The following is a 25,491-nucleotide window of genomic DNA, read 5'->3' as shown; positions in this document are numbered from 1 at the left end:
CTTCCAGGGGCGCGGGGCTGTGTCGATATGCGGCTCCGCCGCGTGGGCGCGACCAGCCCCCCACCGGCCGGCAGCCAAACCACTAGCGCATCCGGGTGCACGCTCGCCCCGCCCGGCCCCGCCATCGCCGTCTACGACGACTCCGTTCCTACGTTTGCCGGTATGACTATCGGATTCTCGCCCCGGATCGCTATGTCAGCCTGCGCCCTCTGTCTGACGAGCGTCCTCGCGTTCACCCCTACCGCGGCGACAGCCAACACCGGGCCGGATCCCAGCACCCAGGTCCACCCCCACAGCGGCGCTCCCGAACTCCCGGACGTCTCCGCCCTCTCCTGGCTCGTCGCGGACGCCCGCACCGGCGACGTCTTGGCCGCCCATGACGCCCACCGCAGACTCCCGCCCGCCAGCACCCTGAAGACACTGTTCGCCCTGACCGTCCTCCCCACGCTGCCAGGAGAGCTCCGGCACCGGGTCAGCGAGCAGGACCTGGCAGGCATCGGCGAGGGCAGCAGCCTGGTGGGGGTCGAGGCGGGCCACACGTACCGCGTCGCCGACCTGTGGCGCGGGGTCTTCCTCAACTCCGGGAACGACGCCGTGCACGTCCTGGCATCCCTCAACGGCGGCTGGGACGCCACGGCCGCCGAAATGCAGGCCAAGGCGCGCTCGCTGGGCGCGCTCGACACGCATGTCATCTCGCCGGACGGCTACGACACCGACGGCCAGGTGTCCTCCGCCTTCGACCTCGCGGTGTTCGGGCGGGCCGGGCTGCGCAACGCGGACTTCGCGCGGTACTGCTCCACCGCCGAGGCCGAGTTCCCGGGTGACGGGTCGTCGTACGCGATCCAGAACACCAACCGGCTGCTGACCGGCAACGACGGCGTCGAGCCGTATCCGGGGCTCATCGGTGTGAAGAACGGCTACACCACCCACGCGGGCAACACGCTGGTCGCGGCGGCGCGTCGGGGCGGGCGGTCGCTCGTCGTCACCGTGATGAACCCTCAGGCGGGCGGCGGCTTCACCGTGTACGAGGAGGCTCGCGAGCTGCTCGACTGGGGTTTCGCGGCTGCCGGGCGGGTCGATCCGGTGGGGTCGCTGGACGCCTTGCGGACGAGCCCGAGGCCGGGTCCCGCCGCCGTGCCGGTGGCCACCGCGGTGGCGGCGGACGAGGCAGCGGACGAAGGTGCGGGCTGGGCGGAGACGGCCGCGGTCGTCGGGGCCGCCGCGCTCGGCGCGGGCGCGGTGGTGCTGGCGTTGCGGCTGAAGGGCCGGCGGCTGCCCGGGGCCTGACCGGTCGGCAGCAACAGCAGCAGGCCGAGCGTGACCCAGGTGTACGTGTTGCTGCCGAGGAAGCCGTCGATGCCCGAGGAGTCGTCGAACCACAGCCATACGACGCTGGTGCACATCACCGCGTACAGGGCGAACGCGATCCGCCGGTGCCCCGTCCGGACCAGCACGGCGAACGAGGGCAGCAGCCAGACGAGATGGTGCACCCAGGTGATCGGGCTGATCAGACACGCGGTCAGCCCGGTCAGCGCGAAGGCCGCCGTCCAGTCCCCCGCGACGACCGCACGGCGCACCCGCACCGCCCAGACGCAGAGCACGAGCAGGACGACCGTCGCCCACAGCGGGCGGCCGGTCTCGCCGAGGCGGGCCAGGACGCCCTGCAGGGACTGGTTGGAGACGTAGTCGAGACGGCCCACCCGGGTGGTGTCCCACATCGCCTGGGTCCAGTAGAATTTCGAGGCACCCGGGACCACCAGGGCCGCCAGCCCGGTCGCCGCGAGCGCCACAGCCGTCGCCACCGCGGCGGCTTTCCAGCGTCTGGCCACCAGCAGCAGGCCGATGAAGAGCGCCGGGGTGAGCTTGATGGCCGCCGCGAGGCCGATGCCGACGCCCGCCCAGCGGCCCCGGCCGGTGGAGAGCAGCCAGCCGTCGCCGAGGACGAGGGCCAGCAGCAGGAGGTTGACCTGCCCGAAGCTGAAGGTGTCGCGCAACGGCTCGAACAGCGCAAGACCGCAGGCCACCAGCGCCCACCCGTACCAGCCGTAGCGCCGCCATCCGGGACCGGCCAGGATGCGCAGCACCACGGCGAGGGCCAGCAGGTTGAGGACCAGCGCGGCGGCGATCGCGGTGCCGAGCCCGAGGTAGCCCATCGGGGCCATGCTGACGGCGGCGAACGGCGGGTAGGTGAAGCCGTAGGCCGTCCCGGGCACGTGGTAGTCGTAGATCCGGCCGCCGTGGTGGAGCCAGGTGTGGACGGTGCCGTAGTAGACGCGCAGGTCGAACCAGTCGCGCAGCAGTGGGACGGTCGCGGTGAAGACGGTCACGGTGATGACGAGGGCCAGCACCAGGAGGACTCGGCCGCGGTCGGTGGCGGGTGTTCTCATGCCGTACGTCCCAGGGCCGGGGCCTCGGCTGCCTGGCGGGCCTGCAACAGGACGACGATCGCGAGGACGCCGCCGGAGACGGCCAGCACGAGTTGTCCGATGTCGGCGGGTCCGCCGCTCGGCAGGACGGCGAGCGCGAGGACGCCGGTCACGGCGGCCACCCGGTGGCGTACGGACGTGCTGGGCGCGGCGGCGGCGATCAGGAAGAGACCCCACAGGGCGTACCAGGGGCGGATGGCCGGGCCGAAGGCGGCCACCACCGCGAGGCTCAGGCCGAGCGCGTAGACCGGGCTGGGCCGCAGGCGGAACCATATGGCGAGGATGGCCGCGCCGGTGACCGCGAGTCCGAGGGCGTGCCAGGCCGGGATCGCGAAGGGGGCGAGACCGCTGCCGAGGTGTTCGAGGAGGGCGCCGGTGGCGCGGCCGAGGAGGCTGGTGAGGGCCCAGTTGTGCGCCGAGACGGGTGTGTCGAGGGCGCCGATCCAGCCGTAGCCCGTGCCCGCGAAGGCCGTGGCGGCGACCGTGGTGACCCCGGAGGCGACGAGGGTCGTCGTGACGGCCTTGGCCGGACTGCGGCCCGCGCGGATCTGGAGCACCACGACCGCGGCGAGCCCGAGCGCGGCGGGCGCCTTGACGAGAGCGGCGAGCGTGACGAGTACGGCGCCCAGGATCGGCCATCGGCCCCGCGCGGCGACGAGGCCTGTGCCGAGGAGCCCGAGCATGATCGCGTCGTTGTGGGCGCCCGCGACCAGGTGGAGCAGGACCAGCGGGTTGAGGGCGCCCAGCCAGAGCGCGGCGGCGGGGTCGGCGCCGCACTGCCGGGCGAGCCGGGGCAGGGCGGCGGCCATCAGGCCCACCCCGAGCAGGGCGACGACCCGCATCCCGAAGAGCCCGGCGGGGAGTTGGCCCCGGGTCAGTCCGGACAGGCCGGAGGCCAGGGCGAGGAACACCGGGCCGTACGGCGCCCCGGTGTGCTGCCACAGGGGGGCGACCTCGTCGGCGAGGGGACCGCCGAGCGCGGCGGGGCCGTGTGCGTAGACGTCCATGTGGGCGTCGACCATGGCACCCTGTGCGAGATAGCTGTAGACGTCCCGGCTGAACAGCGGCGGCGCGAGCAGCAGCGGGGTCGCCCACACGGCGAGCACCAGCAGCAGGGAGCGCGGGCTCGGCGGTTCGGCGCTGCGGATCAGCTTGCCCAGCAGCAGCCAGGCCGCTATCAGCAGGACGACACCGAAGTAGACCCCGACCAGCCCCAGCGCGGCCTGCGCTGAGGCCGGGGAGAAGAGGTCGGCGGACGGCAGCGCTCCGGCCGTCTCGCCGCCCAGCGCGAGGACGGCGGTACCGACCAGACCGAGTACCTGGCAGCGGCGGAGATCGACGGGAAAAGCCATGGCCAACACTCGTTCAGCGTGTCAACACCGGATGGCGGGAAAGCGACGCCCCGCTCTCCGTGCGGCGGACTGCGCGTGACCTCCGTGTGATCGGGCCCGGATACCCGTGAGTTCGCCGTGTCCGTCAGAACACCGACACGCCCGTGAGCGTCGTGAAGCGGTCCAGCGCGGCGACGCCGGCCACGGAGTTCCCCCGCTCGTCGAGTCCCGGGCTCCACACGGCGAGGGTGCACCGGCCAGGCACGATGGCGATGATCCCGCCGCCCACTCCGCTCTTGCCGGGCAGGCCCACCCGGTAGGCGAACTCGCCCGCCGCGTCGTACGTCCCGCAGGTCAGCATCACCGCGTTGACCTGCTTGGCCTGGGTGAGGGTGAGCAGGCGGCTGCCGTCGGCGCGGCTGCCGTGGCGGGCCAGGAAACCGGCCGCGAGGGCGAGGTCGGCGCAGGACGCCATGATGGAGCACTGCCGGAAGTACTGGTCCAGGAGGACGGGCACCTCGTTGTCGATGTTGCCGTAGGACTTCATGAAGTGGGCGAGGGCGGCATTGCGGTCGCCGTGCGCGGATTCGGAGGCGGCGACCTCCTTGTCGAAGTCGAGGCTCGGGTTGCCGCTCTCGGCGCGCAGGAAGGCCAGCAGTTCGCCCGCCGCGTCGCCGGTACGGGTCTGGAGCCGGTCGGTGACGACGAGCGCGCCCGCGTTGATGAACGGGTTGCGCGGGATGCCGTTCTCGTACTCCAGCTGGACAAGGGAGTTGAAGGGGTTGCCGGAGGGCTCGCGGCCCACGTGCTCCCAGAGTTCGTCGCCCTCACGGGCCAGGTCGAGGGCGAGGGTGAAGACCTTGGTGATGGACTGCGTGGAGAACGGCTGCCGCCAGTCCCCCACGCCGTACACCGTGCCGTCCAGCTCCGCGACGGCCATGCCGAAGCTGCGCGGGTCGCAGGCGGCGAGCGCCGGGATGTAGTCGGCGGGCCGGCCGCGGCCGGGGGTCCGCTCGATCTCGCCGGCGATGCGCTCCAGGACCGGCTGGAAGGTCATCGAGGGGGACATGATCACCATTGTGCCTCCGGGCCGGTCCTGGTGCGCGTCCGCGGTCAGCCGGCCACGGGACCGCTGCCGGCCAGGACCTCGGGCCGCAGCAGACCGGCGAGCGTCTCGGCGGGCAACAGGCCCTTCTCCAGGACGAGTTCGGCCACACCCCGGCCGGAGGCGAGGGCCTCCTTGGCGATGTCGGTGGCGGCCGTGTACCCGATGTGCGGGTTCAGCGCGGTCACCAGGCCGATGGAGTTCTCCACGCTCGCGCGCAGCGCCTCGGTGTTGGCTGTGATGCCGTCCACGCACCGCTCGGCCAGCGTGAGGCAGGCGGCCCGCAGATGCGTGATGCTCTCCGACAGCGAGTGCAGGATGACCGGCTCGAACGCGTTGAGCTGGAGCTGTCCGGCCTCGGCGGCCATCGTGATGGTGACGTCGTTGCCGATCACCTCGAAGGCGACCTGGTTGACGACCTCGGGGATCACCGGGTTGACCTTGCCGGGCATGATGCTCGAACCGGCCTGCACCGGCGGCAGGTTGATCTCCCCGAGCCCCGCGCGCGGCCCCGAGGACAGCAGCCGCAGGTCGTTGCAGCTCTTGGAGAGCTTCACCGCGACCCGCTTGAGCACACCCGACATCTGCACGAACGCCCCGCAGTCCTGCGTGGCCTCGACCAGGTTGGCCGCCGTCACGAGCGGCAGCCCGGTGATCTCGGAGAGGTGCCGCCGTGCCGACTCCGCGTACCCGGCCGGCGCGTTGAGCCCGGTCCCGATGGCCGTGGCCCCCAGGTTGATCTCATGGATCAACTGGACAGCCTCGTCAAGACGTTGACGATCCTCGTCAATCATGACCGCATACGCGGAGAACTCTTGACCGAGCGTCATCGGCACCGCGTCCTGCAACTGTGTACGGCCCATCTTGAGCACGTCACGGAACTCGACGGCCTTACGGGCAAAGGCGTCCTGCAGTACGGACATTGACGCGATCAATCCATGTACGGCAAAGACAGTCGCTATCTTGACCGCGGTCGGATACACGTCATTGGTCGACTGACCGAGGTTGACGTCCTCATTGGGGTGCAGGTACTGGTACTCACCCTTGCCGTGCCCCAGCAACTCCAACGCCCGGTTCGCGACAACCTCGTTGGCGTTCATGTTGGTGGAGGTGCCGGCCCCGCCCTGCACCACGTCCACGACGAACTGGTCGTGGAGCTTCCCGTCCCGGATCTCCCGGCACGCGGCGACAATGGCGGCCGTCTTCTCCGCCGACAGCAGCCCCAACTCCTCATTGGCGAGAGCGGCGGCTTCCTTGACGGCGGCAAGAGCGTTGATCAAGTGCGGATAGACGGAGATCGGCGTCCCGGTGATGGGGAAGTTCTCCGTGGCACGGAGGGTGTGAACGCCCCAGTAGGCGGAGGCGGGTACATCCCGGTCCCCGAGGAGGTCGTGTTCGCTGCGGTACATGAGGGTGCAGGACCTTTCGCAAAGAGGTGAGAGCAAGCGCCCCTTCAGGGGCGCGGGGAACTGCGCGACCGGCCACAACGGACCCGCAGCGCCCCAACAACCGATCTAGGCACACGCGGACAACGGCGACACCGGGTCCAGAGCCCGCACAGGCCGCACACAACCCACCGGCTCCCCGCCACCGAGCAACGGCTCCCCCGCGAACTCGGCAAGCAGCGAGCCCGGAACCCCAGCCCGCACAAGCCCGGCGGCAGCGACAGGCACCCGCGCCCGATTCGCCCCGTCCGCGATCTTCACCGCAACAGCCCGCCCATCAGGCAACGCGGCAACCTCGACACCCTCGAACCCGTCCTTGGCAAGCAACCCGGGAACGGCCCGCATCAACGCGGCCACATCCCGCCCGGCCCCGGACGCCATCTCCGGATACTCCCGCATCGCATCCGCGACCCGGGCCTCGGGCGTACCGGCCGCCGCGGTGGTGATCCGTGAAACACCCCGAGCAAGCCCGTGCAGCGAGATGGAGAACAACGGAGCACCGCACCCGTCGACACTCACCCGAGCGATCCGCTGCCCGGTGAGATCCTCGACGATCTCCGCGATCGCCTGCTGGAGCGGGTGCGCGGGATCGAGATAGTCGTCCAGGGACCAGCCGTTGAGCTTCGAGACGTACAGCATCGCCGCGTGCTTCCCGGAGCAGTTCTGGGCGAGCCGGGACGGCGCCCGTCCCTCGCGCACCCAGGCGTCGCGCACGACCGGGTCGTAGGGCAGATCCGGGACGTTGCGCAGATCGTCCTCGGTCAGCCCGGCGAGTTCGAGGATGCGCCGGGTTCCGGCGAGGTGGCGTTCCTCGCCGGAGTGGCTGGCGGCGGCGAGCGAGAGCAGCTCGCCGTCGAGCGGCAGTCCCGCCCGCACCATGGCGACGGCCTGGACGGGCTTGATCGCCGAGCGCGGGTAGAACGCGGCCTCGATGTCGCCGATCTGGAGCTGGACCTGCCCGTCGGTGTCGAGGACGACGACGGAGCCGTAGTGGATGCCCTCGATCATTCCGCCGCGTATGAGGTGGGCGACGGGTGCGTGGAGGGGTTCACGGATGAGGGGTGGGTCCGCGAGGGGACTGCTGTACATCACTGCCTGTCAGGTCAGGACGGCGTGGGTCTCACGCGTCGGTTGCGGAGGTGGACGTGCTCGCCACTCGGCGGCGGACGGCGAACCATCCGGCGACCAGCGCGGCGGCGATCAGCGGCAGACACAGCACGGTGGTGCGTCCGGCGCCGCCGTCGGCGTACATGAGGACCAGGACGGAGGCGAGGAAGGCCAGCGTCACGAGTTCGGTCCAGGGAGAGCCCGGCAACCGGTAGCTGGGCCGGGAGAGTTCGCCCTTCTCGGTCTTCCGCCAGAAGAGGAGGTGACAGAGCATGATCATGCCCCAGGTGGCGAGGATGCCGATCGCGGCGAAGTTGAGGACGATCTCGAACGCGTCCGCCGGGACTACGTAGTTGAGGCCGACGCCGAGGACGCAGATGCCGCTGGTGAGCAGGATGCCGCCGTAGGGGACCTGGCTGCGGCTCATCACCGAGGTGAACTTCGGGGCGGAGCCGGACATCGCCATGGAGCGGAGGATGCGGCCGGTGGAGTAGAGGCCGGAGTTGAGGGAGGACATGGCCGCGGTGAGGACGACGAGGTTCATGACGCCGCCCGCCGCCGGGATGCCGATGTTCGACAGCACGGTCACGAAGGGGCTCTGGCCGGCGCTGTACTTGTTCCAGGGCAGCAGCATCGAGAGCAGGAGCACCGAGCCGACGTAGAAGAGGCCGACGCGCCACATGATCGAGTTGATCGCCTTCGGCATGATCTTCTCGGGGTTCTCGGTCTCGCCGGCGGCGACGCCGACCAGCTCGACGGAGGCGTAGGCGAAGACGACGCCCTGGATGATCAGGAGCATGGGCAGCAGGCCGTTGGGGAAGATGCCGCCGTTGTCGGTGATCAGGGACGGGCCGGGGGTGGTGCCGTCAACCTGGTGCTGGGTGGCCAGCAGGAAGATGCCGATCAGCATGAAGACGACGAGCGCGCTGACCTTGATGATCGCGAACCAGAACTCCAGCTCTCCGAAGAGCCGTACAGAGATCAAGTTGACCGTCAGGACGACCGCGAGGGCGATCAACGCGATCAACCATTGAGGGATGTCGGAGAACATGCCCCAGTAGTGGGTGTACACGGCCACGGCGGTGATGTCGGCGATGCCGGTGGTGGCCCAGTTCAGGAAGTACATCCAGCCCGCTACGTAGGCACCCTTCTCGCCGAGGAACTCGCGGGCGTACGACACGAAGGCGCCGGACGAGGGCCGGTAGAGGACGAGTTCGCCGAGGGCGCGGACGACGAGGAAGGCGAAGAGGCCGCAGACCGCGTACGCGATGAAGAGGGAGGGGCCGGCGTCGGCGAGGCGACCGCCGGCGCCGAGAAAGAGGCCGGTGCCTATCGCGCCGCCGATGGCGATCATGTTGACGTGCCGGGACTTCAGGGACTTGCTGTAGCCGGCGTCTCCGGCGTCGACATGGCCGGATCGTTTCTGCACGCCGTCGTGCAGGGACTGCTCGCTCACGCCTCGGGTCCGCCTTCCGTGGGGGTGTCCGTGCGCGCGGGGCGCACGATGTCGGTGAGGGTCGTCTCGACCCGGTCGAGGTGGTGGGACATGGCCTCGACGGCGTCCGGCTCGCTGCCGTCGATCAGCGCCTCGACGATCGCCCGGTGCTCGCGGTTGGACTGCTCGCGCCGGCCGCCGAGTTCGTTGAGGAACGCGGACTGGCGGGCCAGCGCGTCGCGGATCTCCTCGATGACCCGGCGGAACACCGGGTTCTGCGCGGCCTCCGCCACGGCGAGGTGGAAGAGGGTGTCCATCGCGACCCACGCGGTGGTGTCCGTCTCCTGTTCCATGCGGTCCAGGAGGTGGGCCAGGTGGTCCAGGTTCTCCGGTGTGCGGCGCAGTGCCGCGTACCCGGCGACCGGGATCTCGACGTGGCGGCGCACTTCCAGCAGGTCGCTGGCCGCGTAGTCGCCGAAGGTGGGATCCTCCACGGCGTTGGCGACCACGAAGGTGCCCTTGCCGGTCTTGGAGACGGTCAGGCCCATGGTCTGCAGGGCCCGCAGGGCCTCGCGGAGCACGGGTCGGCTGATCTCCAGGGTGCGGCACAGCTCGGCCTCGGAGGGCAGCTTGTCGCCGATGGCGTAGTCGCCGCGCTCGATGGCGCCGCGGAGGTGGACGAGCACCGCTTCCATGGCGCTGACGCGCCGCGGTCCGACTCCACCTGTCTGGCTGTCTGACAGGTTCACGGACGTGATCCTGCGGGTGACGGGACAGTGCTGTCAAGCGATCGGAAAAGAAAAATTCAGCGGGCGTGAAGCCTGAAAATCCGGCTTCACGCCCGCTGTGATGATCGTCCGTGCGGTGTCAGTGGCTGTCAGCTGTCGAGCACACCCGTGCCGAGCAGCCCGAACAGCAGGACGCCGATGATGATCCGGTAGATCACGAACGCGTTGAAGGAGTGCTTGGCGACGAACTTCAGCAGCCAGGCGATGGAGGCGTAGGCCACCACGAACGACACGACCGTGCCGACGACCAGCGGAGCGGCGCCCACACCCGCCCCCAGGGCGTCCTTCAGCTCGTAGATACCGGCGCCGGTCAGAGCCGGGATGCCGAGGAAGAAGGAGAGCCGGGTGGCGGCGACCCGGTCCAGGTCGAGGATGAGACCGGTGGACATCGTGGCGCCGGAACGCGAGAAACCGGGGAAGAGCAGCGCGAGGATCTGTGAACTGCCCACCAGCATCGCGTCCTTGAAGGTGGTGTCGTCCTCACCGCGCTTGTGCCGGCCCATCTGGTCCGCCGCCCACATGACACCACTGCCGACGATCAGCGAGGCGGCGACCACCCACAGCGAGCCGAGCGGCCCGTCGATGAGCGGCTTCGCGGCGAGGCCCACCAGCACGATCGGGATGGTCGCGTAGATCACCCACCAGGCGAACTTGTAGTCGTGGTGATAGCGCTCCTCGCGGTTGCGCAGGCCACGGCCCCACGCGCTCACGATCCGCACGATGTCCTTGAAGAAGTACACGAGCACGGCGGCGATGGCGCCGACCTGGATGACGGCCGAGAACCCGACGACGGAATCGTCGTCGACGGGGATCTTCATCAGCCCTTCGACGATCTTCAGATGGCCGGTGGAGGAGACGGGAAGGAACTCGGTCACCCCCTCCACGACTCCGAGGACGGCGGCCTGACCGACGCTGATGACGCTCATGGGATCCAGTTCTTCGGGGTTGGTCGACAGTGCTGTAGACAATAGCGCTGGGGGCGGTCCCGCACAGGCGCGGGATCCGCCCGATTTCTTACGCCCACAGGGCTTGCGCGATCGACACCCCGACAAATGCCGCACCGAGGCCCGCCGTCACGCTGCCGACGACGTTGGCGGCGGCGTAGAGCCCCGCCCCTGTCTCGGTCAGTCGCAGTGTCTCGTACGAGAAGGTCGAGTACGTCGTCAGGGCCCCGCAAAGGCCTGTCCCGACGAGGAGTTGGAGATGCGAGCCGGCCGCCCCGGCGGACACCGCTCCGGTCAGGGTGCCCAGGACGAGGCAGCCGGTGACGTTCACCGCGAAGGTGCCCCAGGGGAAGACGGAGTCGTGTCTGGTCTGCACGGCACGGTCGGTGAGATAGCGGAGCGGGGCGCCGACGACGGCTCCAGCGACGACCAACAGCCAGTTCACAACGACTTCTTACCCTTCGCGTCCGATGCGCGGGACTCGTCCGTACGGCCCGCGTACCGGATGACCTCGCAGTCGTCGAGGATCACCAGTCCCTCGGTGACGAGTTCGTCGAGCTGGGGCAGAAAGGCCCGTACGCGCTCCTCGGTGTCGACGATCACGATCGCCACCGGCAGGTCCTCGCTGAGCGACAGCAGCCGTGTGGTGTGGATCAGGGAGGAGGCACCGAAGCCCTCGATACCCCGGAAGACGCTGGCGCCGGCCAGACCGGCCATGTGCGCGCGGTGGACGATCTCCGTGTAGAGGGGCTTGTGGTGCCAGGTGTCGTTCTCGCCGATGAAGACGGTCACGCGCAGGGCGCTGCCGGTCAGTCTGGTCATCGCCGCCTCCAGTTCAGGACGCGCCGGGCCGCCGTCACCGCGAGCCGGACCGCCGCGAGGGCCGCCAGCAGGGTCGCGGCGAGATAGGCCAGCGCGGTGCGGGGATGGCCCGCGTCGACCAGTTTCTGGATGTCGACGGCGTACGTCGAGAAAGTCGTGAAGCCGCCGAGCACACCGGTGCCGAAGAACGGCCGCACCAGCCTGTGGGCGGCCCACACATCGGTGATGACCACCATGAAGACGCCGATGACGGCGCAGCCGACCACATTGATCCAGAACGTCGTCCACGGAAACCCGCCGCTCTGCGCCGGCCACCACAGGGAGGCCCCGTAACGTCCCGTGGCCCCGATCGCGCCGCCGAGCGCGACCACCGCGACCACGGGACCCTGACCGCGCCAGACGGACGGACGCGGGGCCTGTGGCCGGGTACGGACGCTCTCGGCCTCGGGAGCTGTCATGGCCGTACGTCTCCTACTCGTCGGGGGCCCTGGGGGCACACGCCTCTACAAGTAGGGACCGTTGGCGGCACCTCTGCCGCGGTTCGGGTACGGCGGGCCCCACCGCCGCGCCGCGAGGGGTGCTCGCGGCCGGGCATCAGGGTAACGCCGGTGACGTGCCGGGGTCACTTCGGGGCGGGCGGCTCGCACAGCGCGATCCCGCGCTCCCGCACGCTGCCCAGCACCAGGTGCCCGGCGGCCTCGCACACGCTGGTGGCCATCCGGTACGCCGAGCCGTGCGCGACGAGGTGGTGGACGACGGCTCCGTCGTCGTCGAACGCCATGGCTCCGATCATGCCGGTGGGGCGGAAGGGCACGCGCACGGCGACCCGGGCCGCGGCCTGCCGTACGGCGGGTGAGGCCCGGTGGAGGAGTTCGAGCGGCGCGACGCGCGGGCCGGCCAGCGCCACCCAGATCGGCCCCTCCGGGCCGGCCCGCCAAAGGTTGTCGGGCATGCCGGGGAGGTCGTCGACGAAGGACTCGCTGTGGCCCGCCTTCGGTCCGGTGAGCCAGTACCGGGTCAGCCGGCGGGCGCCGGTCTCCGCGACGGCCAGGAAGGACTCGTCGGCGCTCGGGGCGAGCCCGTTGGCGAACTGGAGTCCGTCCAGGAGGACTTCGGGACTGTCGGCGCCGGGTGCGAGGCGCAACAGCCTTCCCGTGCCGGTGTGTTCGACGATGTCGCCGATCCACCGCTCGATCGGGTAGCGGAGGCTGAAGACGGTGAAGTACGCGCTGCCGTCGGACAGCGCGACGACGTTGCTGCAGCCCCACAGCGGCTCCCCCGCCACGGAGTCGGCGAGGACGCGCACCGAGCCGTTCCCCAAGTCGACCCGCAGCAGCCCGCGTTCCGCATCGGCCACCAACAGGGCGTTGTCCGGGAGGAGTTCGAGGCCGAGCGGGCGGCCGCCGGTGTCGGCGAGGGTCTCGACCCGGACCGCCTCGGGGTCGATCAGTCCGTCGAGGCGGAGGATGCGGCCGTCCTCGACGCCGGTCAGCACCCGGCCGCGGGCGTCGGCCACCACGTCCTCGGGACCCACACCGCCGATCGCGACGTATTGGCGGGCGAGCAGTGCACTGGGTCGGTCCACGAACACCTCCACGGTTGGGTCCGGCGCGCGTACGCTTGCTGTTCTTCCCGGTCATCGCGGCACCCGGTCATGTTTGCCGAGCGTATTCCCGGTGACCCGGATCGCGCTGCCGGTCGGCGAGAAGTGAGAAGGGGGCCCCGCATGACGTGGTCGGCCGCCCGCCGCGCGGGAGCATCCCGGTGAACCGCCTCCGCACCGCGTGGCGACGCCTCGGGCTCGCCGAACTCAACCGGCGCGGGCGGGAGTTGGAGCTGCTGCACCGGGCCATGGGGTTCGCGACGCTCGCGCTGGTCACGCTGGCGCCGCTGCTGATCGTGGTGGCTGCGGCCGATCCGATCGGGCACGGCGGGTTCGCGTTGTGGCTGGTTGACGGCATGGACCTGTCCGGCCGCTCCGCCCGCGCGCTCACCGATGTCTTCACCCCGCCCCGCAAGGTCATCGGCACCACCAGCGCGTGGAGCGTTGCGCTGCTCGCGCTGTTCGGGCTGTCCTTCGCGTCGAGCGTGCAGAGCGGCTACGAGCACGTGTGGCGCCCGGCCGGCGCGCCCTGGCACCGCATCTGGCGCCAACTCATCTGGCTGGTCATGCTGATGGGCTATCTGTACGCGCAGGTGCAGACCCGCAACGTCCTCGGGGGCACGCCCCGGATCCTGCTCAGCATGGCGGCCGGCCTGCTGTTCTTCTGGTGGGGCCCGCACTTCCTGCTCAACCGGCAGGTCCACTGGCGCTATCTGCTGCCGGGCGCGCTCGCCACGATGGCGGGCCTGGTCGGCCTGCGCTGGTTCTCGTACCTGGTGTTCACCCCGCTCCTGGTCACCAACGCGGTCAGCTACGGCCCGGTCGGCACGGTGCTGGTGGTGGAGTCCTGGCTGGTCGGCGTGGGGTTCGTGCTCTACGGAGGCGCTCTGGTGGGCAGGCTGCTGTGCGAGCGCTTCGGGGACCCGGACGCGTCGTTCCGCACGGAGCCGGAGACGCCGGAGGGAGCGGACGCCGGGCAGGACAGGGGGTAGCGCTCGCCTACCAGCCCTTCTCGAACATCCGGGCCACCTCGGCGATACGGACCTCGTCGCGCCGGTAGTAGGTGCGCAGCCGGATCCGCCGGGTGCGCAACAGGCCCAGGGACGCGAGGAGTTCGAGGTGGGTCTCGGCCACCTGGCGGGGCACGCCCAGCTTGGCCGCCACCGCCTCCGAGCTGACCCCGGCCTCGTCGAGATACCGGTGTGCCGGGAAGTGGGCGGCCGGGTCTCTCAGCCACTCCAGGATGTCCAGTCGTCGTTGACTCGCCGGAGTCCTCAGCATCGCGTGCCCCTCCGTCCTGCGCGCCGCTTGCCGCGCCCTCCCACTCTCCCGCAGCATGGTCCGCCCCGTCCCGGACTCGGTGCCCCTTGTCCGGGACCGACCGTTCCTGTTCGACGCGGCGGTCGCCGCTGGGGCGTGCGACAACGGGCGGGACGCGCGGAAACCGCCGGGACCGAACTCCACCTTCCACAACGGGAGTTGGCCGAACCACACCGTCGCAGCCACACAAGAACGCACGCGCGCCGGGCGTCGTCGATCCGCGCGCCCGCGACTCGTTCACCGGTCGGCAGCTCGATACCGCCCGCGCCGAGGCGCAGAACAACGGACGGGACGCCGTAACCCGCCGGGGAACGAACTCCCGCCTCCGGATCATGAGTTGGCCGACCCACACGGCCGCAGCCGCACAAGAACGCACGCCCGCCGGGCGTCGGAGGTCCCCCTCCGCCCGCGGCTCACGGCTCTCGCGGGCGGAGGGGAGTCGGCTCAGCCGTCGAGTCGTACGACCCGCACGGCTCCGGCGGGAACCGCGAGACCGCCGGCGGCCCGCTCGCCGGTCAGCAGCTCGGTGCCGTCGCCGCCCAGCGGCACCTTGACGTCCGAGGCGCTGTGGTTGACGGCGAAGAGGAAACTGCCCGACTCGCCTTCCCTGCGCACGACTTCGACGTCGTACGGCAGCTCGGCGCGCGGGGCGATCCGGGCGTCCTCGGCGGCCCAGCCGAGCAGGGCGTCGAGGCCATGCGCGTCGAGACGCGTGGACACGTACCAGGCGGTGCCCTCGCCGAGGCGGTGCCGGGTGACGGCCGGGTGGTCGGCGGTGAGGCCCTCTGCGTACGTCCACACGGTGTCGGCGCCGCGCGGGGCCACGAACTCGGTCCATACGTCGCCGGTGAGTTCGGAACCGTCGGGCCCGGTGACCCGCACCCGCTCGCCGGCCAGCAGAGGCGAGAACTCCTCGACGGTCAGGCCGAGTACGTCCCGCAGCGGTCCGGGATACGCGCCCTCGTGGACGGCGTCGTGCTCGTCGACGATGCCGGAGAAGTAGGAGACGACGAGGGTGCCGCCCTGCTCGACGTACCGCTGGAGGTTGCGGCCGGCCGCCTCCGTCGTCAGGTACAGGGCGGGTACGACGACAAGGGGATAGGCCGACAAGTCGGCTTCCGGGTGGGCGAAGTCGACCGTGAGGTGACGGTCGTAGAGGGCCTCGTAGAAGGCGTCGGCCCGCTCCCGGGCGTCGTGGTCCTCACTCGGGCGCCACTCCAGTTTCTGCGCCCACCACGACTGCCAGTCCCATACGACGGCCACGTCGGCCCGGGTGCGCGTGCCGCGGATCCGGCTCAACTCCTCGACGGAGGCGCCAAGTTCGACGACCTCACGCCAGACGCGGGTCTCGGTGCCGCCGTGCGAGAGCATCGCGGAGTGGAACTTCTCGGCGCCGCGCCGGGACTGGCGCCACTGGAAGAACATCGCGCCGTCGGAGCCGCGCGCCACGTGGGAGAGGGCGTTGCGGGCCATCTGGCCGGGGGCCTTGGCGGGGTTGCGGGGCTGCCAGTTGACGCCGGAGGTGGAGTGTTCGAGGAGCAGCCAGGGGGCGCCGCCCGCGACGGAGCGGGTGAGGTCGGCGGCCATCGCGAGGTTGACGTGGGTGCGGCGGCCGTCGGTGATCAGGTAGTGATCGTTGGTGACGAGGTCGACCTCGCGGCCCCAGGCCCAGTAGTCGACGGACTCGCACTGGCTGAGTGCGGCCATGAAGTTGGTGGTGACCGGGATGCCGGGCGCGAGGCGGTGCAGGATGTCGCGTTCGGCGACGAAGTTCTCGCGCATGGTGGCGTCCGCGAAGCGTGTGTAGTCCAGCGCCTGGGCCGGGTTGACGGCGGTCGGGGTGAGGCGCGGCGGGTTGACCTGGCCGAGGTCGCCGTAGCGCTGGCCCCAGAAGGCCGTGCCCCAGGCCTCGTTGACGCCGTCGACGCTTCCGTACGTCGTCGTCAGCCAGCGGCGGAAGTGGGCGGCGCAGGAGTCGCAGTAGCAGGCGGAGACGGGGACGCCGTACTCGTTGAAGACGTGCCACAGCGCGAGGGCGGGATGGGTGCCATAGCGCTCGGCGAGGCGGGTGGTGATGTTCGCGGCGGCGGCGCGGTAGTCGGTGTTGCTGTGGCAGATCGCGCCGCGTGAGCCGAACTCGTAGCGGGTGCCGTCGGCGGTGACGGGGAGGGCCTCGGGGTGGGCGCGGTAGAACCAGGCGGGCGGGGCGACGGTGGACGTGCCGAGGTCGACGCGGATGCCGTTCGCGTGCAGGAGGTCGATGATCCGGTCGAGCCAGCCGAAGTCGTACACACCGGGCTCGGGTTCCAGCAGGGCCCAGGAGAAGATCCCGACGCTCACCATGGTGACGCCGGCCTCCCGCATCAGCCGGACGTCCTCCTGCCAGACGCTCTCCGGCCACTGCTCGGGGTTGTAGTCCCCACCGAAGGCGAGCCTGGTGAGCCCCTTGGGTGTGGTCTCCGGCATGGATCTCTCCCGTAGTCGATCATTTGGGAACGTGCACACAGCGCGCCCTGAAGCGTTGCCCCAACATAACCGCACGTCCGTGACCGCTGACAAGTGTCCCTGATGTTTCTCTGCCGCGAATGCTGTGAACGCTCCCATAGCGGTGCTTCAGGCTCCGGGCCCGGGAGCCGTAGAGTCGTGACCATGAGCACTACGGGGGGTCGGCGCAGGCCGCCGACGATCCACGACGTGGCACGCGAGGCGGGTGTCTCGCGGGGCACCGTGTCGCGGGTCCTCAACGGCGGGCACTATGTCAGCCCGGCCGCGCAGGAGGCCGTCAACGCGGCCATCCGCAGGACGGGTTACGTCGTCAACCGGCACGCCCGCTCGCTGATCACCGGACGCTCGGACTCGGTCGGTTTCCTGCTGACGGAGCCGCAGGAGAAGTTCTTCGAGGACCCGAACTTCAACGTCCTGCTGCGCGGCTGCACCCAGGCGCTGGCCGCGCACGACATCCCGCTGCTGCTGATGCTGGCCGGCACCGAGGACGAGCGGCGGCGCATCACGCGGTACATCACCTCCGGGCATGTCGACGGGGTGCTGCTGGTCTCCAGCCACTCCGGGAACCCGGTGGCGGAGGAGCTGAGCGAGGCGGGTGTGCCGCTGGTCGCGTGCGGCAAGCCGATCGGGCTCGGCTCCAAGATCAGCTATGTGGCCGCCGACGACCGGGACGGCGCCCGGGACATGACCCGGCATCTGCTCTCCCTGGGCCGTCGCCGTGTCGGCATGGTCACCGGGCCGCTGGACACCCCGGGCGGTGTCGAGCGCCTCGCCGGCTACAAGGAGGTGCTCGCCGAGGCGGGCGTCGAGGTGGACGACTCCCTCGTCGTCTCCGGCGACTACAGCCGCCTCAGCGGTGAGCGGGGCGCCGAGCGGCTGCTCGCACAGGTCCCGGACCTGGACGCCGTGTTCGTCGCCTCCGACCTGATGGCGCGTGGCGTGCTGACCACCCTGGAGCGGGCCGGGCGGCGGGTGCCGGAGGACGTGGCGGTCGGCGGCTTCGACGACTCCCCCGCCGCGCTCGCCTCCAGCCCCGAACTCACCACGATGCGGCAGCCGTTCGACCGGATCAGCGCGGAGATGGTACGGGTGCTGCTGGCACAGATCGGGGGCGAGGACACGGCGGCGGTGATCCTGCCGACGGAGCTGGTGAAGCGCGAGTCGACGTAGGAGGGGACGGGCTTTCGGCGCGCCCCTCCTCACTGCCGTCAGGCGGTCGGGTTGACGATCACCCCGGCCGTGTTGTTCGCGGTGTACGGGTCGAAGGTGACGGGCTTGTCGGTGTGCGGGTGGACGACGACGCGGCCCGTCGCGTCGGGGACGACCCGGTCGATGCGCAGCTGGAACGGGAAGCTGATGTCCAGGCCGGGCTTGGCCCACATCTGCGGGTAGCAGGCGTAGTGGCCGACGGCCGGGTCGTCGCCGGACGTCCAGGCGGTCTCACAGCCTTCGGGCACGGACGTGGCGGTGGTGCCCTCCGGGAGGTAGAAGTCGATCACGGCGACGGGGTCGCCGGAGCCGATGTTGCCGACCCAGGCCGGGCCGTCGTTGGTGAACCGGAAGGCGGCGGTGACGGTGTCGCCGGCCGCGCCGCTCACCTCCGTGCCGTGCGCGGCGAAGTCGGCCGTGTTGTCGGCGACGATGCTCCAGGCACGGCCGTTGTCCGAGCTGTCGAGGTCGGTGATGCCGTCGACGGGCTCGACCTCGTAGTCGAACCGGTCGAAGAGCGCGTGATCGGTGACGGCGAGCCGCAGCGGCGCGGGCAGTTCGACGGTGGCGCCGGGCGCGATGTCCGTGTCGAAGGCGCAGGTCGCGTGGGTCGTGGGCATGGAGGTGCCGCCGGCGTCCGGCTCTGCGTAGGTGCACTGCGGGTAGCGGGTGACGACGTCGAGGCCGTATGTCGCCCACATCTGCACGGTGAAGCCGTGGGCGGTCTCGTTGCCGGTGTTGGTGACGGCGAACGGCACGGTGAGTTCCGCGCCGGGCGCGACGTCGGTCGCGTCCTGCGGGGCGGCGATGCCGAGGTCCGGGCCGGAACGGACAGTGACGGGGGTCTCGCTGCCCTCAGGAGCGGTGAGCGTGCCGTCGGGTCCTCCGGTGGCCTCGGCGGAGTACTCGATCGTGCCCTGCGCTCCCACGGCGGCACCGGTGACGGCCCGCACCTGGAGTCGCACCTGTGCGCTGTAGCGCGTGGGCACGTCCCCGGTGTCGCACACCGCGACGGTGCCCGCGGCGTTCGGCGTGCAGTTGTCGGGCCAGGCCACCTCGGCGACCCCGGCGAGCCCGGAGATGTCGACGGTCAGGTGTCCGTCCGTCACGGTGAAGTTGTCGTTGTCGTGGTACAGACCGAGCTTCAGCGTCCGGTACTGCGCCGTGCCGCCGGCCGGGGCGACGGTGACCGACTGGTCGTACGGCGCCTGGATCCCCAGCTGATCGGTCCCCGGCTCGTCGTCGGCGAAGGCAGCCCCGCTCCCAGCACCGGTGAGGACCAGCGCCCCCACGGCTCCGGTACAGGCTCCGCGGCGCAGGAGCCGCCCGACGGAGACAGATCTCATGACATCCCCCATGTTGGTACAGCAGAGACCCCGGCAAGTCGTTGACGCCGGGCGGGAGTTGGACGGTCCGCCGATACGAAAGGTTGTGGTGGGAGGCGTGTCTATACCCTTTGGTAGAGACGCCGATCCTCCGCCGCGCCGACGCCTCGCCGTCCGCCGACCGGAATGCTCGTGGCCATGGACATCACTTCGCTCACCGTCGTACTCAGCGCGGTCGCGGTAATCGCGGCCACCGTCCTCGTCGTGTCGAACGAACCTCCGCTGTGGGTCTGCCTGTTGAGCTGTGTCGGCTCGCTGCCCTTGAGTGGTGTCCTGCTCGACGCGCCCGCCGTCACCTCCGCCCTCGGGGAGGGCTCCGCCGCCACTTGGGGGCTGCGGCTCGCGGTCGCGGCCTCCGTCACCGTCGTACTGAGCTTCTTCTTCGGCGCGGACGGCCGCGAAAAGCACCGGTACGCGGCTGACCGGACGGCTCCCGGCGGCGCTGAGCAGGTCTTACGGACCGGTGACACGACGGCCGTGACACTGCCGCGCGGTGGTCCGGCGGTCCTAGCGTCTGAACCATGCGAGTACTGGTCACCGGCGGTGCCGGGTTCATCGGGTCCCATGTCGTCGAGGCGCTGACCGCGCGCGGGCACGAGGCGGTGGTGTTCGACCTGCGGGACGGGCCGGATGTGCGTGACGGCGAGGCGGTCGCGCTCGCGCTGCGGGGCGTGGACGCCGTATGCCATCAGGCGGCGATGGTCGGACTCGGTACGGGATTCGGCGACGCGCCCGACTACGTCTCGCACAACGACCTCGGTACGGCGGTGCTGCTCGCCGCCATGGCCGCTACGGGCGTGCGCCGACTGGTGCTCGCCGGGTCGATGGTCGTCTACGGCGAGGGCTCCTACGCCTGTGAGTGGCACGGGCCGGTGCGGCCGGGGCCCCGGGCGGTGGCCGATCTGGACGCGGGGCGCTTCGAGCCCCGGTGTCCGCGCTGCGGCGAGGAGTTGACGCCGGGGCTGGTGGGTGAGGACGCGCCGGTCGACCCCCGCAATGTGTACGCGACGACCAAACTCACCCAGGAACACCTGGCGGCGAACTGGGCTCGCGCCACTGGTGGTTCGGCCGTCTCGCTGCGGTACCACAACGTGTACGGCCCCAGGATGCCGCGCGACACCCCGTACGCCGGGGTCGCCTCCTTCTTCCGGTCCGCGCTCGCCCGTGGTGAGGCGCCTCGGGTGTTCGAGGACGGGGGCCAGCGGCGGGACTTCGTGCACGTACGGGACGTGGCGGCTGCCAATGTGGCCGCGTTGGAGGCCGAGCCCCGGGAGGGGGCACTGACCGCTTACAACACCGGCAGCGGGGATCCGCACACGGTCGGCGAGATGGCGCGGGTGCTGGCCGCCGCGTACGGCGGGCCCGAGCCCGTGGTGACCGGGGAGTACCGGCTCGGCGACGTCCGCCACATCACGGCGGACTCCGCACGGCTGCGGGCCGAGCTGGGGTGGAAGGCTGAGGTCGCGTTCCCGGAGGGGATGCGGGAGTTCGCGGTGGCGAAACTGCGCGGGGAGCGGTAGCCGGGCGGCCGGCGGCCGAGGCGCCTCCGGCGTTCGCCGACGCCGAGCGGGCGACATGACGGCCGCCCCTCGGCCCGACCCTGCGGCAACCCCACAGCCCGGCGGGCCGGCTGCCCCTCGGCCCTACCCGGGCGGCTGTCCCTCGGTCCGGCCGGGCGATTGCCCCTCAGCCCTACCCGACGGCTGTCCCTCGGCCCTACCCGGGCGGCTGTCCGTCGGTCCGGCCGGGGCGGCTGTCCCTCCCGCCGGGCGACTGCCCCTCAGCCCTACCCTGCGGCTAGCCCGCCGGGACGACTCCCCCCGGCCCAGCCGGGCGGCTACCCCTCCGCCATCGGCAGCGTCACCTCGAAGCGGCAGCCGCCCGACACGTTCCGTACGGCGGCCCGGCCCTGGTGGGCCTCGACGATGCCACGCACGATCGCCAGGCCCAGGCCGGCCCCCGCCGGGGGTGTCCGCGCGTGGGTGCCGCGCCAGCCGGTGTCGAAGACGCGGGGCAGGTCCTCCTCGGGGATGCCGCCGCAGCCGTCCGTCACGGACAGCACCACGCCCTCGGCGGACCGCTCGGCGGCGACCGCGACGGTGCCGTCGGCCGGTGTCCGGCGGATCGCGTTGACCAGCAGGTTTCCCAGCACCCGGCTCATCTCGCGGCCGTCCACCTCGACCGGCACCGACACGATCCGGTCGCCGACCAGCCGCACCCCGTGCTCGCGGGCGAGGGGGTCGGCGCCGGCGAGGGCGTCGCCGATCAGGTCGTAGAGCGACATCCGGGACGGGGAAAGGGTGAGGGTCCCGGCGTGTATGCGGGAGAGTTCGAAGAGGTCGCCGACCATGTCGTTGAGGCGTTCGACCTCGGTGCGGATCTGGCGCAGATAGCGGTCGGGGTCGGCGGCGACCCCGTCCTCCAGGGCCTCGGACATGGCGCGCAGACCGGCGAGCGGGGTGCGCAGATCGTGGGAGATCCAGGCGACGAGTTCGCGGCGCGAGGACTCCAACGCCCGTTCGCGGTCGCGGGATTCGGCGAGCTTGGCGCTGGTCGCGGCCAACTCCCGGCTCAGGTCGGCCAGTTCGGCCGTCGCCGGGCCCACGGGGGCCGAGAAGTCTCCGCCGTCGCCGAAGTCCCGCGCGGCGCGGGCGAGTTCACGGCTGCGGGCGACGACCCAGCGGCCGAGCAGCAGCGCGGTGACCAGGGAGACCACGGCCGCCATGGCGACGACGGTGGTGACGACGGACAGGTCGTGCGAGGACAGGAACATCGCCTGCGCCACCGCCAGCGTGCCCGCGAACATCGCCGTCACCGCCACCGCGGCGACCACGGACACGGACGCGGTGAGCGACCGCCGGCGCAGCAGCCAGAGCGCGCCCGCGCCGATCACTCCGGCCCCGGCGGCGCCCAGAAAGGCGAACAGGGCGATGAGCAGCATGTCGCGCATGATCAGCCCTCCTCGACCGAGCCGGTGCGGGCGGGTTCGAAGCGGTAGCCGACGCCCCACACCGTCTGGATCAGACGGGGCCTGGCCGGATCGTCCTCGACCTTGCCGCGCAGCCGCCGTACATGCACGGTGACGGTCGACAGGTCGCCGAAGTCCCAGCCCCACACCTCCCGCATCAGGTCCTCCCGGCTGAAGGCCCGCCCGGGGTGCCGTAGGAGGAAGGCGAGGAGGTCGAACTCCCGCAGGGTGAGGGCGAGTTCGGTGCCGTTCTTGGTGGCGCGGCGGGCGGCGGGGTCGGCGGTGAGTCCCGCCGCGCGCAGAGGGCGGGTCACGGCCGGGGGGCCGGAGCGGCGCAGCACGGACTCCACGCGGAGGACGAGTTCGCGTGGGCTGAACGGCTTGGTGACGTAGTCGTCGGCGCCGACCTCCAGGCCCAGGATCCGGTCGTCCTCGTCGCCGCGCGCGGTGAGCATGATGACCGGCACGGGTCCGTGGCCGCGCAGCCGGCGGCACACCTCCAGGCCGTCCATGCCCGGCAGCATCAGGTCGAGGACCACCAGGTCCGGCCAGTGCGCGGCGGCGAGGGCGAGCGCGCCCGGCCCGTCCTCGGCGCGGTCCACGACGTATCCGGCGCGGTCGAGGTATCCGGAGACGACCTCGGCGACGGTCGGGTCGTCGTCGACCACGAGGACGCGCGTCGGGTGGGCGGGCCCGCTCTCGACGGGCACGGCACCTGGGGATTCGTACGGCTGCTGCATGTCATCAAGGGTCCCACCGGGCGCGCCCGCCTTCCGAATCCGCTGGCCCGACGTCCGTGTTTCGTAAGGAACCGAAGTCCGGTATGCCGGATTCGCACTCGTAAGGTGAAAGCCGTGACGACACCTCCCCCACCAGATCCGGACCCGGCGCCCGTCGACGTGGTCCTCCCCTGTCTCGACGAGGCCGAGGCCCTGCCCTGGGTGCTGGCCCGCATCCCGCGAGGCTGGCGCGCGCTGGTCGTGGACAACGGGTCCACGGACGGTTCCGCTCCACTCGCCCAGAGCCTCGGCGCCACCGTCGTGCGCGAGGAGCGCCGCGGGTTCGGCGCCGCCTGCCATGCCGGGCTGCTGGCCGCCACCGCGGACATCGTGTGCTTCTGCGACTGCGACGCCTCGCTCGACCCGTCCCTGCTGGTGGACTTCGTCCGCGAGGTGCGCGAGGGCGATGCCGATCTCGTGCTCGGGCGGCGCCGGCCGCAGGGGCGCGGGGCCTGGCCCGCGCACGCCCGGGCGGGCAACCTCGCGCTGGCCCGGATGCTGCGCCGCCGCACCGGGCTGCGGCTGCACGACCTCGGCCCCCTGCGGGCCGCCCGTCGCGCGGATCTGCTCGCGCTCGGCCTCACGGACCGCCGCAGCGGCTATCCGCTCCAGATGGTGGTGCGCGCCGCCGACGCGGGTCTGCGCGTCGCCGAGCACGACGTGCCGTATCTGCCGCGCACCGGCGCCTCCAAGGTCACCGGGACCTGGCGCGGCACCTGGCAGGCGGTACGGGACATGCGCCGGGTGCTGGCCGAACCCCCGAAGGCCGCCCTCTCACTTCAAGGAGCCCTTTCCCGGTGACCACCCTTCTCGTCATCGCCAAGGAACCGCGGCCCGGGCGGGTGAAGACCCGGCTGACGCCGCCGTTCACGCCCGAGGAGGCCGCCGCGCTCGCCGAGGCCTCGCTCGTCGACACCCTGCACGTGCTGCTGGCGACGCCCGCGCGGCGGCGGGTGCTGGTGCTCGACGGAGCGCCGGGCCCCTGGCTGCCGCCGGGCTTCGATGTCGTACCGCAGTGCGGCGGAGGGCTCGACGAACGGCTCGCCGCCGCCTTCGCGGGCTGCGCCGGGCCCGCGCTGCTGATCGGCATGGACACGCCCCAGGTGACGCCCGCGCTCCTCACCGTGGACTTCGCCCACTGCGACGCGTATTTCGGCCCGGCCGAGGATGGCGGCTTCTGGGCCCTGGGCCTCGCCGACCCCGACCCGGCGCTCCTGCGTGGTGTACCGATGTCGACACCGACCACCGGCGCCGTCCAGCGCGCCCGGCTGACCGCCACGGGCCTGCGCGTCCGCGACCTCCCGCCCCTGCGCGACGTCGACACGGCGTACGACGCCGAACTGGTCGCCGCCGAGGCTCCGGAGGGGCGGTTCGCGAAGGAACTTGCACGGCTGCGGACGGGAGTCGGCAGGTGAGTGCGGCGCGTCCGGTGCCGACCGGCGAGGGCCCGCGCCCGGTGACCGCCCTCATCGACTGCCCGCCCTCGGACTCCCCCGCACGCCCCTGGTCCGCCGACCCGTACACCGACGCCCTGCGCACCGGTCGAGGCCCGCTCTTCCTCCGCCGTACCGACGGCTGGCTGCTGCCCCTGGAGGTGGAGCGCTGGTGCGCGGAGGCCGACGCGGCGGACCGGGAGGTGCTGCGCCGGTGCGAGGGGGCCGTGCTCGACGTGGGATGCGGTCCCGGGCGGCTCGTCGCCGAACTCGCCGCGCAGGGGCGGCCGGTGCTGGGCATCGACGTCAGTGAGGCCGCCGTCGCGCACACCGTCCGGCTCGGTGGGCAGGCGTTGCGCCGGTCCGTCTTCGAACCCGTCCCCGGCGAGGGCCGCTGGGACACCGCCCTCCTCATCGACGGCAACGTAGGCATCGGCGGCGACCCGCACGCCCTGCTGCGGCGGATGTCCCAACTCCTCGCCGATAACGGGCTGTTGATTGCCGAGACCGCTCCGGTCGACGTCGACGAACGGGTGCGGGTGCGGGTCGCCGACGGCCGTGGTTCCTCCGGTGCGTCCTTCCCGTGGGCCCGTCTCGGAACCCCGGCCCTGTTGCGCCACGCCGGCTGGGCGGGGTGGCGCACGGAGGGTCAGTGGGCGGCCGACGGCCGCTTCTTCCTAGCTCTCCGCAACCGCAGCAGCCGCAGGACCAGCAGCACGGCCGAGCCGCCGAACAGCGCCGCCGTGACGAGTAGCCAGCGGGACAGGAACCCGTCACCGGAGAGCGTGGTGGCGGACCTGTAGCGGTCCGCCGCCTCCCCGCTGATCAGCGGGAACCACACCAGCAGCAGAAGGCCGGAGAGCAGGGCCGGGACCCGGACGTAACC

The 25,491-nt window shown here is 71.6% G+C and carries 24 protein-coding genes and 1 pseudogene; 8 read left to right on the top strand and 17 right to left on the bottom strand.

Annotated elements, in window-relative coordinates; translation table 11 throughout:
- Positions 1-27: 27 nt before the first annotated feature.
- A pseudogene (locus tag ACFXC1_RS28755) lies at positions 28-939 on the top strand (D-alanyl-D-alanine carboxypeptidase family protein); the annotation flags it as partial.
- 59 nt (positions 940-998) lie between these two features.
- Here ACFXC1_RS28755 and ACFXC1_RS28750 read toward each other — a convergent pair.
- The 12 genes from ACFXC1_RS28750 to ACFXC1_RS28695 form a co-directional block, all read right to left on the bottom strand.
- Positions 999-2,387, bottom strand: a complete 1,389-nt coding sequence (locus ACFXC1_RS28750) for a glycosyltransferase 87 family protein (RefSeq protein ID WP_381247544.1) — start codon at positions 2,385-2,387, stop codon at positions 999-1,001.
- Positions 2,384-3,778, bottom strand: a complete 1,395-nt coding sequence (gene mptB, locus ACFXC1_RS28745; protein ID WP_381247542.1) for a polyprenol phosphomannose-dependent alpha 1,6 mannosyltransferase MptB — start codon at positions 3,776-3,778, stop codon at positions 2,384-2,386. Before mptB ends, ACFXC1_RS28750 begins: the two co-directional genes overlap by 4 nt.
- Positions 3,779-3,902: 124 nt before the next feature.
- Positions 3,903-4,835 carry a glutaminase gene (locus ACFXC1_RS28740; RefSeq protein WP_381247539.1) on the bottom strand — a complete coding sequence of 311 codons (933 nt, stop codon included), beginning with the start codon at positions 4,833-4,835 and terminating at the stop codon, positions 3,903-3,905.
- Positions 4,836-4,870: 35 nt separating this feature from the next.
- Positions 4,871-6,271, bottom strand: coding sequence for an aspartate ammonia-lyase (aspA, locus tag ACFXC1_RS28735; protein WP_381247537.1), 1,401 nt, complete (start codon positions 6,269-6,271; stop codon positions 4,871-4,873).
- A gap of 105 nt (positions 6,272-6,376) precedes the next feature.
- Positions 6,377-7,396 carry an asparaginase gene (locus ACFXC1_RS28730; RefSeq protein WP_381247534.1) on the bottom strand — a complete coding sequence of 340 codons (1,020 nt, stop codon included), beginning with the start codon at positions 7,394-7,396 and terminating at the stop codon, positions 6,377-6,379.
- A gap of 31 nt (positions 7,397-7,427) precedes the next feature.
- On the bottom strand, positions 7,428-8,870 hold the full coding sequence (locus ACFXC1_RS28725; RefSeq protein WP_381247531.1) for an amino acid permease: 1,443 nt from the start codon (positions 8,868-8,870) through the stop codon (positions 7,428-7,430).
- Positions 8,867-9,544, bottom strand: a complete 678-nt coding sequence (locus ACFXC1_RS28720; RefSeq protein ID WP_200686341.1) for a FadR/GntR family transcriptional regulator — start codon at positions 9,542-9,544, stop codon at positions 8,867-8,869. Before ACFXC1_RS28720 ends, ACFXC1_RS28725 begins: the two co-directional genes overlap by 4 nt.
- 182 nt (positions 9,545-9,726) lie before the next feature.
- Complete coding sequence (locus tag ACFXC1_RS28715; RefSeq protein ID WP_381247529.1) at positions 9,727-10,563, bottom strand: undecaprenyl-diphosphate phosphatase; 837 nt, start codon at positions 10,561-10,563, stop codon at positions 9,727-9,729.
- 88 nt (positions 10,564-10,651) lie between these two features.
- On the bottom strand, positions 10,652-11,026 hold the full coding sequence (gene crcB, locus ACFXC1_RS28710; protein WP_381247526.1) for a fluoride efflux transporter CrcB: 375 nt from the start codon (positions 11,024-11,026) through the stop codon (positions 10,652-10,654).
- Positions 11,023-11,403, bottom strand: a complete 381-nt coding sequence (locus ACFXC1_RS28705) for a DUF190 domain-containing protein (RefSeq protein ID WP_381247525.1) — start codon at positions 11,401-11,403, stop codon at positions 11,023-11,025. Before ACFXC1_RS28705 ends, crcB (ACFXC1_RS28710) begins: the two co-directional genes overlap by 4 nt.
- Positions 11,400-11,861 carry a fluoride efflux transporter CrcB gene (gene crcB / locus ACFXC1_RS28700; protein WP_381247523.1) on the bottom strand — a complete coding sequence of 154 codons (462 nt, stop codon included), beginning with the start codon at positions 11,859-11,861 and terminating at the stop codon, positions 11,400-11,402. The genes ACFXC1_RS28705 and crcB (ACFXC1_RS28700) overlap by 4 nt, the downstream gene beginning before the upstream one ends.
- 164 nt (positions 11,862-12,025) lie before the next feature.
- Entirely contained in the window at positions 12,026-12,988 is a 963-nt protein-coding gene (locus ACFXC1_RS28695) for an SMP-30/gluconolactonase/LRE family protein (protein WP_381247520.1), read from the bottom strand.
- Between the two features lie 179 nt (positions 12,989-13,167).
- On the opposite strand from ACFXC1_RS28695, the gene ACFXC1_RS28690 reads away from it, so the two are divergent.
- Positions 13,168-13,998, top strand: coding sequence for a ribonuclease BN (locus ACFXC1_RS28690; RefSeq protein ID WP_381247517.1), 831 nt, complete (start codon positions 13,168-13,170; stop codon positions 13,996-13,998).
- Positions 13,999-14,005: 7 nt separating this feature from the next.
- Here the strand turns inward: ACFXC1_RS28690 and ACFXC1_RS28685 are convergent, their stop codons facing one another.
- A complete protein-coding gene (locus ACFXC1_RS28685) occupies positions 14,006-14,287 on the bottom strand; it encodes an ArsR family transcriptional regulator (protein ID WP_381247515.1) in 282 nt (93 codons plus the stop codon).
- 483 nt (positions 14,288-14,770) lie between these two features.
- The gene (locus tag ACFXC1_RS28680) at positions 14,771-16,792 is read right to left on the bottom strand and encodes a beta-galactosidase (RefSeq protein ID WP_381247513.1); all 2,022 of its coding nucleotides are present in this window, start codon (positions 16,790-16,792) and stop codon (positions 14,771-14,773) included.
- 177 nt (positions 16,793-16,969) lie between these two features.
- Here ACFXC1_RS28680 and ACFXC1_RS28675 point away from each other — a divergent pair, with 177 nt between their 5' ends.
- Entirely contained in the window at positions 16,970-18,001 is a 1,032-nt protein-coding gene (locus ACFXC1_RS28675; RefSeq protein WP_381247510.1) for a LacI family DNA-binding transcriptional regulator, read from the top strand.
- Positions 18,002-18,039: 38 nt separating this feature from the next.
- Here ACFXC1_RS28675 and ACFXC1_RS28670 read toward each other — a convergent pair whose 3' ends face one another.
- Entirely contained in the window at positions 18,040-19,386 is a 1,347-nt protein-coding gene (locus ACFXC1_RS28670; protein WP_381247508.1) for a COG1361 family protein, read from the bottom strand.
- A 177-nt stretch (positions 19,387-19,563) separates the two neighbouring features.
- Between ACFXC1_RS28670 and ACFXC1_RS28665 the strand changes: the two genes are divergently transcribed.
- The gene (locus ACFXC1_RS28665; protein WP_381247505.1) at positions 19,564-20,007 is read left to right on the top strand and encodes a hypothetical protein; all 444 of its coding nucleotides are present in this window, start codon (positions 19,564-19,566) and stop codon (positions 20,005-20,007) included.
- Positions 19,947-20,945: an NAD-dependent epimerase/dehydratase family protein gene (locus ACFXC1_RS28660; protein ID WP_381247502.1), complete on the top strand. Its 999-nt coding sequence runs from the start codon at positions 19,947-19,949 to the stop codon at positions 20,943-20,945. Before ACFXC1_RS28665 ends, ACFXC1_RS28660 begins: the two co-directional genes overlap by 61 nt.
- 317 nt (positions 20,946-21,262) lie before the next feature.
- Here the strand turns inward: ACFXC1_RS28660 and ACFXC1_RS28655 are convergent, their stop codons facing one another.
- Together ACFXC1_RS28655 and ACFXC1_RS28650 are read right to left on the bottom strand one after the other, a co-directional pair.
- On the bottom strand, positions 21,263-22,375 hold the full coding sequence (locus ACFXC1_RS28655; RefSeq protein WP_381247500.1) for a sensor histidine kinase: 1,113 nt from the start codon (positions 22,373-22,375) through the stop codon (positions 21,263-21,265).
- Positions 22,376-22,377: 2 nt separating this feature from the next.
- Positions 22,378-23,133, bottom strand: a complete 756-nt coding sequence (locus ACFXC1_RS28650) for a response regulator transcription factor (protein WP_381247497.1) — start codon at positions 23,131-23,133, stop codon at positions 22,378-22,380.
- Positions 23,134-23,238: 105 nt separating this feature from the next.
- Between ACFXC1_RS28650 and ACFXC1_RS28645 the strand changes: the two genes are divergently transcribed.
- The 3 genes from ACFXC1_RS28645 to ACFXC1_RS28635 are packed head-to-tail and all read left to right on the top strand — an operon-like array spanning position 23,239 to position 25,408.
- The gene (locus ACFXC1_RS28645; RefSeq protein ID WP_381247494.1) at positions 23,239-23,973 is read left to right on the top strand and encodes a glycosyltransferase family 2 protein; all 735 of its coding nucleotides are present in this window, start codon (positions 23,239-23,241) and stop codon (positions 23,971-23,973) included.
- A complete protein-coding gene (locus tag ACFXC1_RS28640; protein ID WP_381247491.1) occupies positions 23,970-24,587 on the top strand; it encodes a TIGR04282 family arsenosugar biosynthesis glycosyltransferase in 618 nt (205 codons plus the stop codon). Before ACFXC1_RS28645 ends, ACFXC1_RS28640 begins: the two co-directional genes overlap by 4 nt.
- Positions 24,584-25,408, top strand: coding sequence for a class I SAM-dependent methyltransferase (locus ACFXC1_RS28635; protein ID WP_381247490.1), 825 nt, complete (start codon positions 24,584-24,586; stop codon positions 25,406-25,408). The genes ACFXC1_RS28640 and ACFXC1_RS28635 overlap by 4 nt, the downstream gene beginning before the upstream one ends.
- Positions 25,409-25,491: the final 83 nt, after the last annotated feature.

Source organism: Streptomyces hokutonensis (assembly GCF_042751305.1).
GTDB lineage: Bacteria > Actinomycetota > Actinomycetes > Streptomycetales > Streptomycetaceae > Streptomyces > Streptomyces hokutonensis_A.
The sequence above is the reverse complement of the archived record's forward strand: the minus strand, read 5'-3'. Positions and strand labels throughout refer to the sequence as shown.

What these genes read in the sequence shown, in the direction of transcription:
- ACFXC1_RS28750 (WP_381247544.1), bottom strand. Translation starts at nt 2,387, where the DNA reads ATGAGAACACCCGCCACCGACCGCGGCCGAGTCCTCCTGGTGCTGGCC.
- mptB (WP_381247542.1), bottom strand. Translation starts at nt 3,778, where the DNA reads ATGGCTTTTCCCGTCGATCTCCGCCGCTGCCAGGTACTCGGTCTGGTC.
- ACFXC1_RS28740 (WP_381247539.1), bottom strand. Translation starts at nt 4,835, where the DNA reads ATGGTGATCATGTCCCCCTCGATGACCTTCCAGCCGGTCCTGGAGCGC.
- aspA (WP_381247537.1), bottom strand. Translation starts at nt 6,271, where the DNA reads ATGTACCGCAGCGAACACGACCTCCTCGGGGACCGGGATGTACCCGCC.
- ACFXC1_RS28730 (WP_381247534.1), bottom strand. Translation starts at nt 7,396, where the DNA reads ATGTACAGCAGTCCCCTCGCGGACCCACCCCTCATCCGTGAACCCCTC.
- ACFXC1_RS28720 (WP_200686341.1), bottom strand. Translation starts at nt 9,544, where the DNA reads ATGGAAGCGGTGCTCGTCCACCTCCGCGGCGCCATCGAGCGCGGCGAC.
- ACFXC1_RS28715 (WP_381247529.1), bottom strand. Translation starts at nt 10,563, where the DNA reads ATGAGCGTCATCAGCGTCGGTCAGGCCGCCGTCCTCGGAGTCGTGGAG.
- ACFXC1_RS28705 (WP_381247525.1), bottom strand. Translation starts at nt 11,403, where the DNA reads ATGACCAGACTGACCGGCAGCGCCCTGCGCGTGACCGTCTTCATCGGC.
- crcB (WP_381247523.1), bottom strand. Translation starts at nt 11,861, where the DNA reads ATGACAGCTCCCGAGGCCGAGAGCGTCCGTACCCGGCCACAGGCCCCG.
- ACFXC1_RS28685 (WP_381247515.1), bottom strand. Translation starts at nt 14,287, where the DNA reads ATGCTGAGGACTCCGGCGAGTCAACGACGACTGGACATCCTGGAGTGG.
- ACFXC1_RS28680 (WP_381247513.1), bottom strand. Translation starts at nt 16,792, where the DNA reads ATGCCGGAGACCACACCCAAGGGGCTCACCAGGCTCGCCTTCGGTGGG.
- ACFXC1_RS28670 (WP_381247508.1), bottom strand. Translation starts at nt 19,386, where the DNA reads ATGAGATCTGTCTCCGTCGGGCGGCTCCTGCGCCGCGGAGCCTGTACC.
- ACFXC1_RS28665 (WP_381247505.1), top strand. Translation starts at nt 19,564, where the DNA reads ATGGACATCACTTCGCTCACCGTCGTACTCAGCGCGGTCGCGGTAATC.
- ACFXC1_RS28660 (WP_381247502.1), top strand. Translation starts at nt 19,947, where the DNA reads ATGCGAGTACTGGTCACCGGCGGTGCCGGGTTCATCGGGTCCCATGTC.
- ACFXC1_RS28655 (WP_381247500.1), bottom strand. Translation starts at nt 22,375, where the DNA reads ATGCGCGACATGCTGCTCATCGCCCTGTTCGCCTTTCTGGGCGCCGCC.
- ACFXC1_RS28650 (WP_381247497.1), bottom strand. Translation starts at nt 23,133, where the DNA reads ATGCAGCAGCCGTACGAATCCCCAGGTGCCGTGCCCGTCGAGAGCGGG.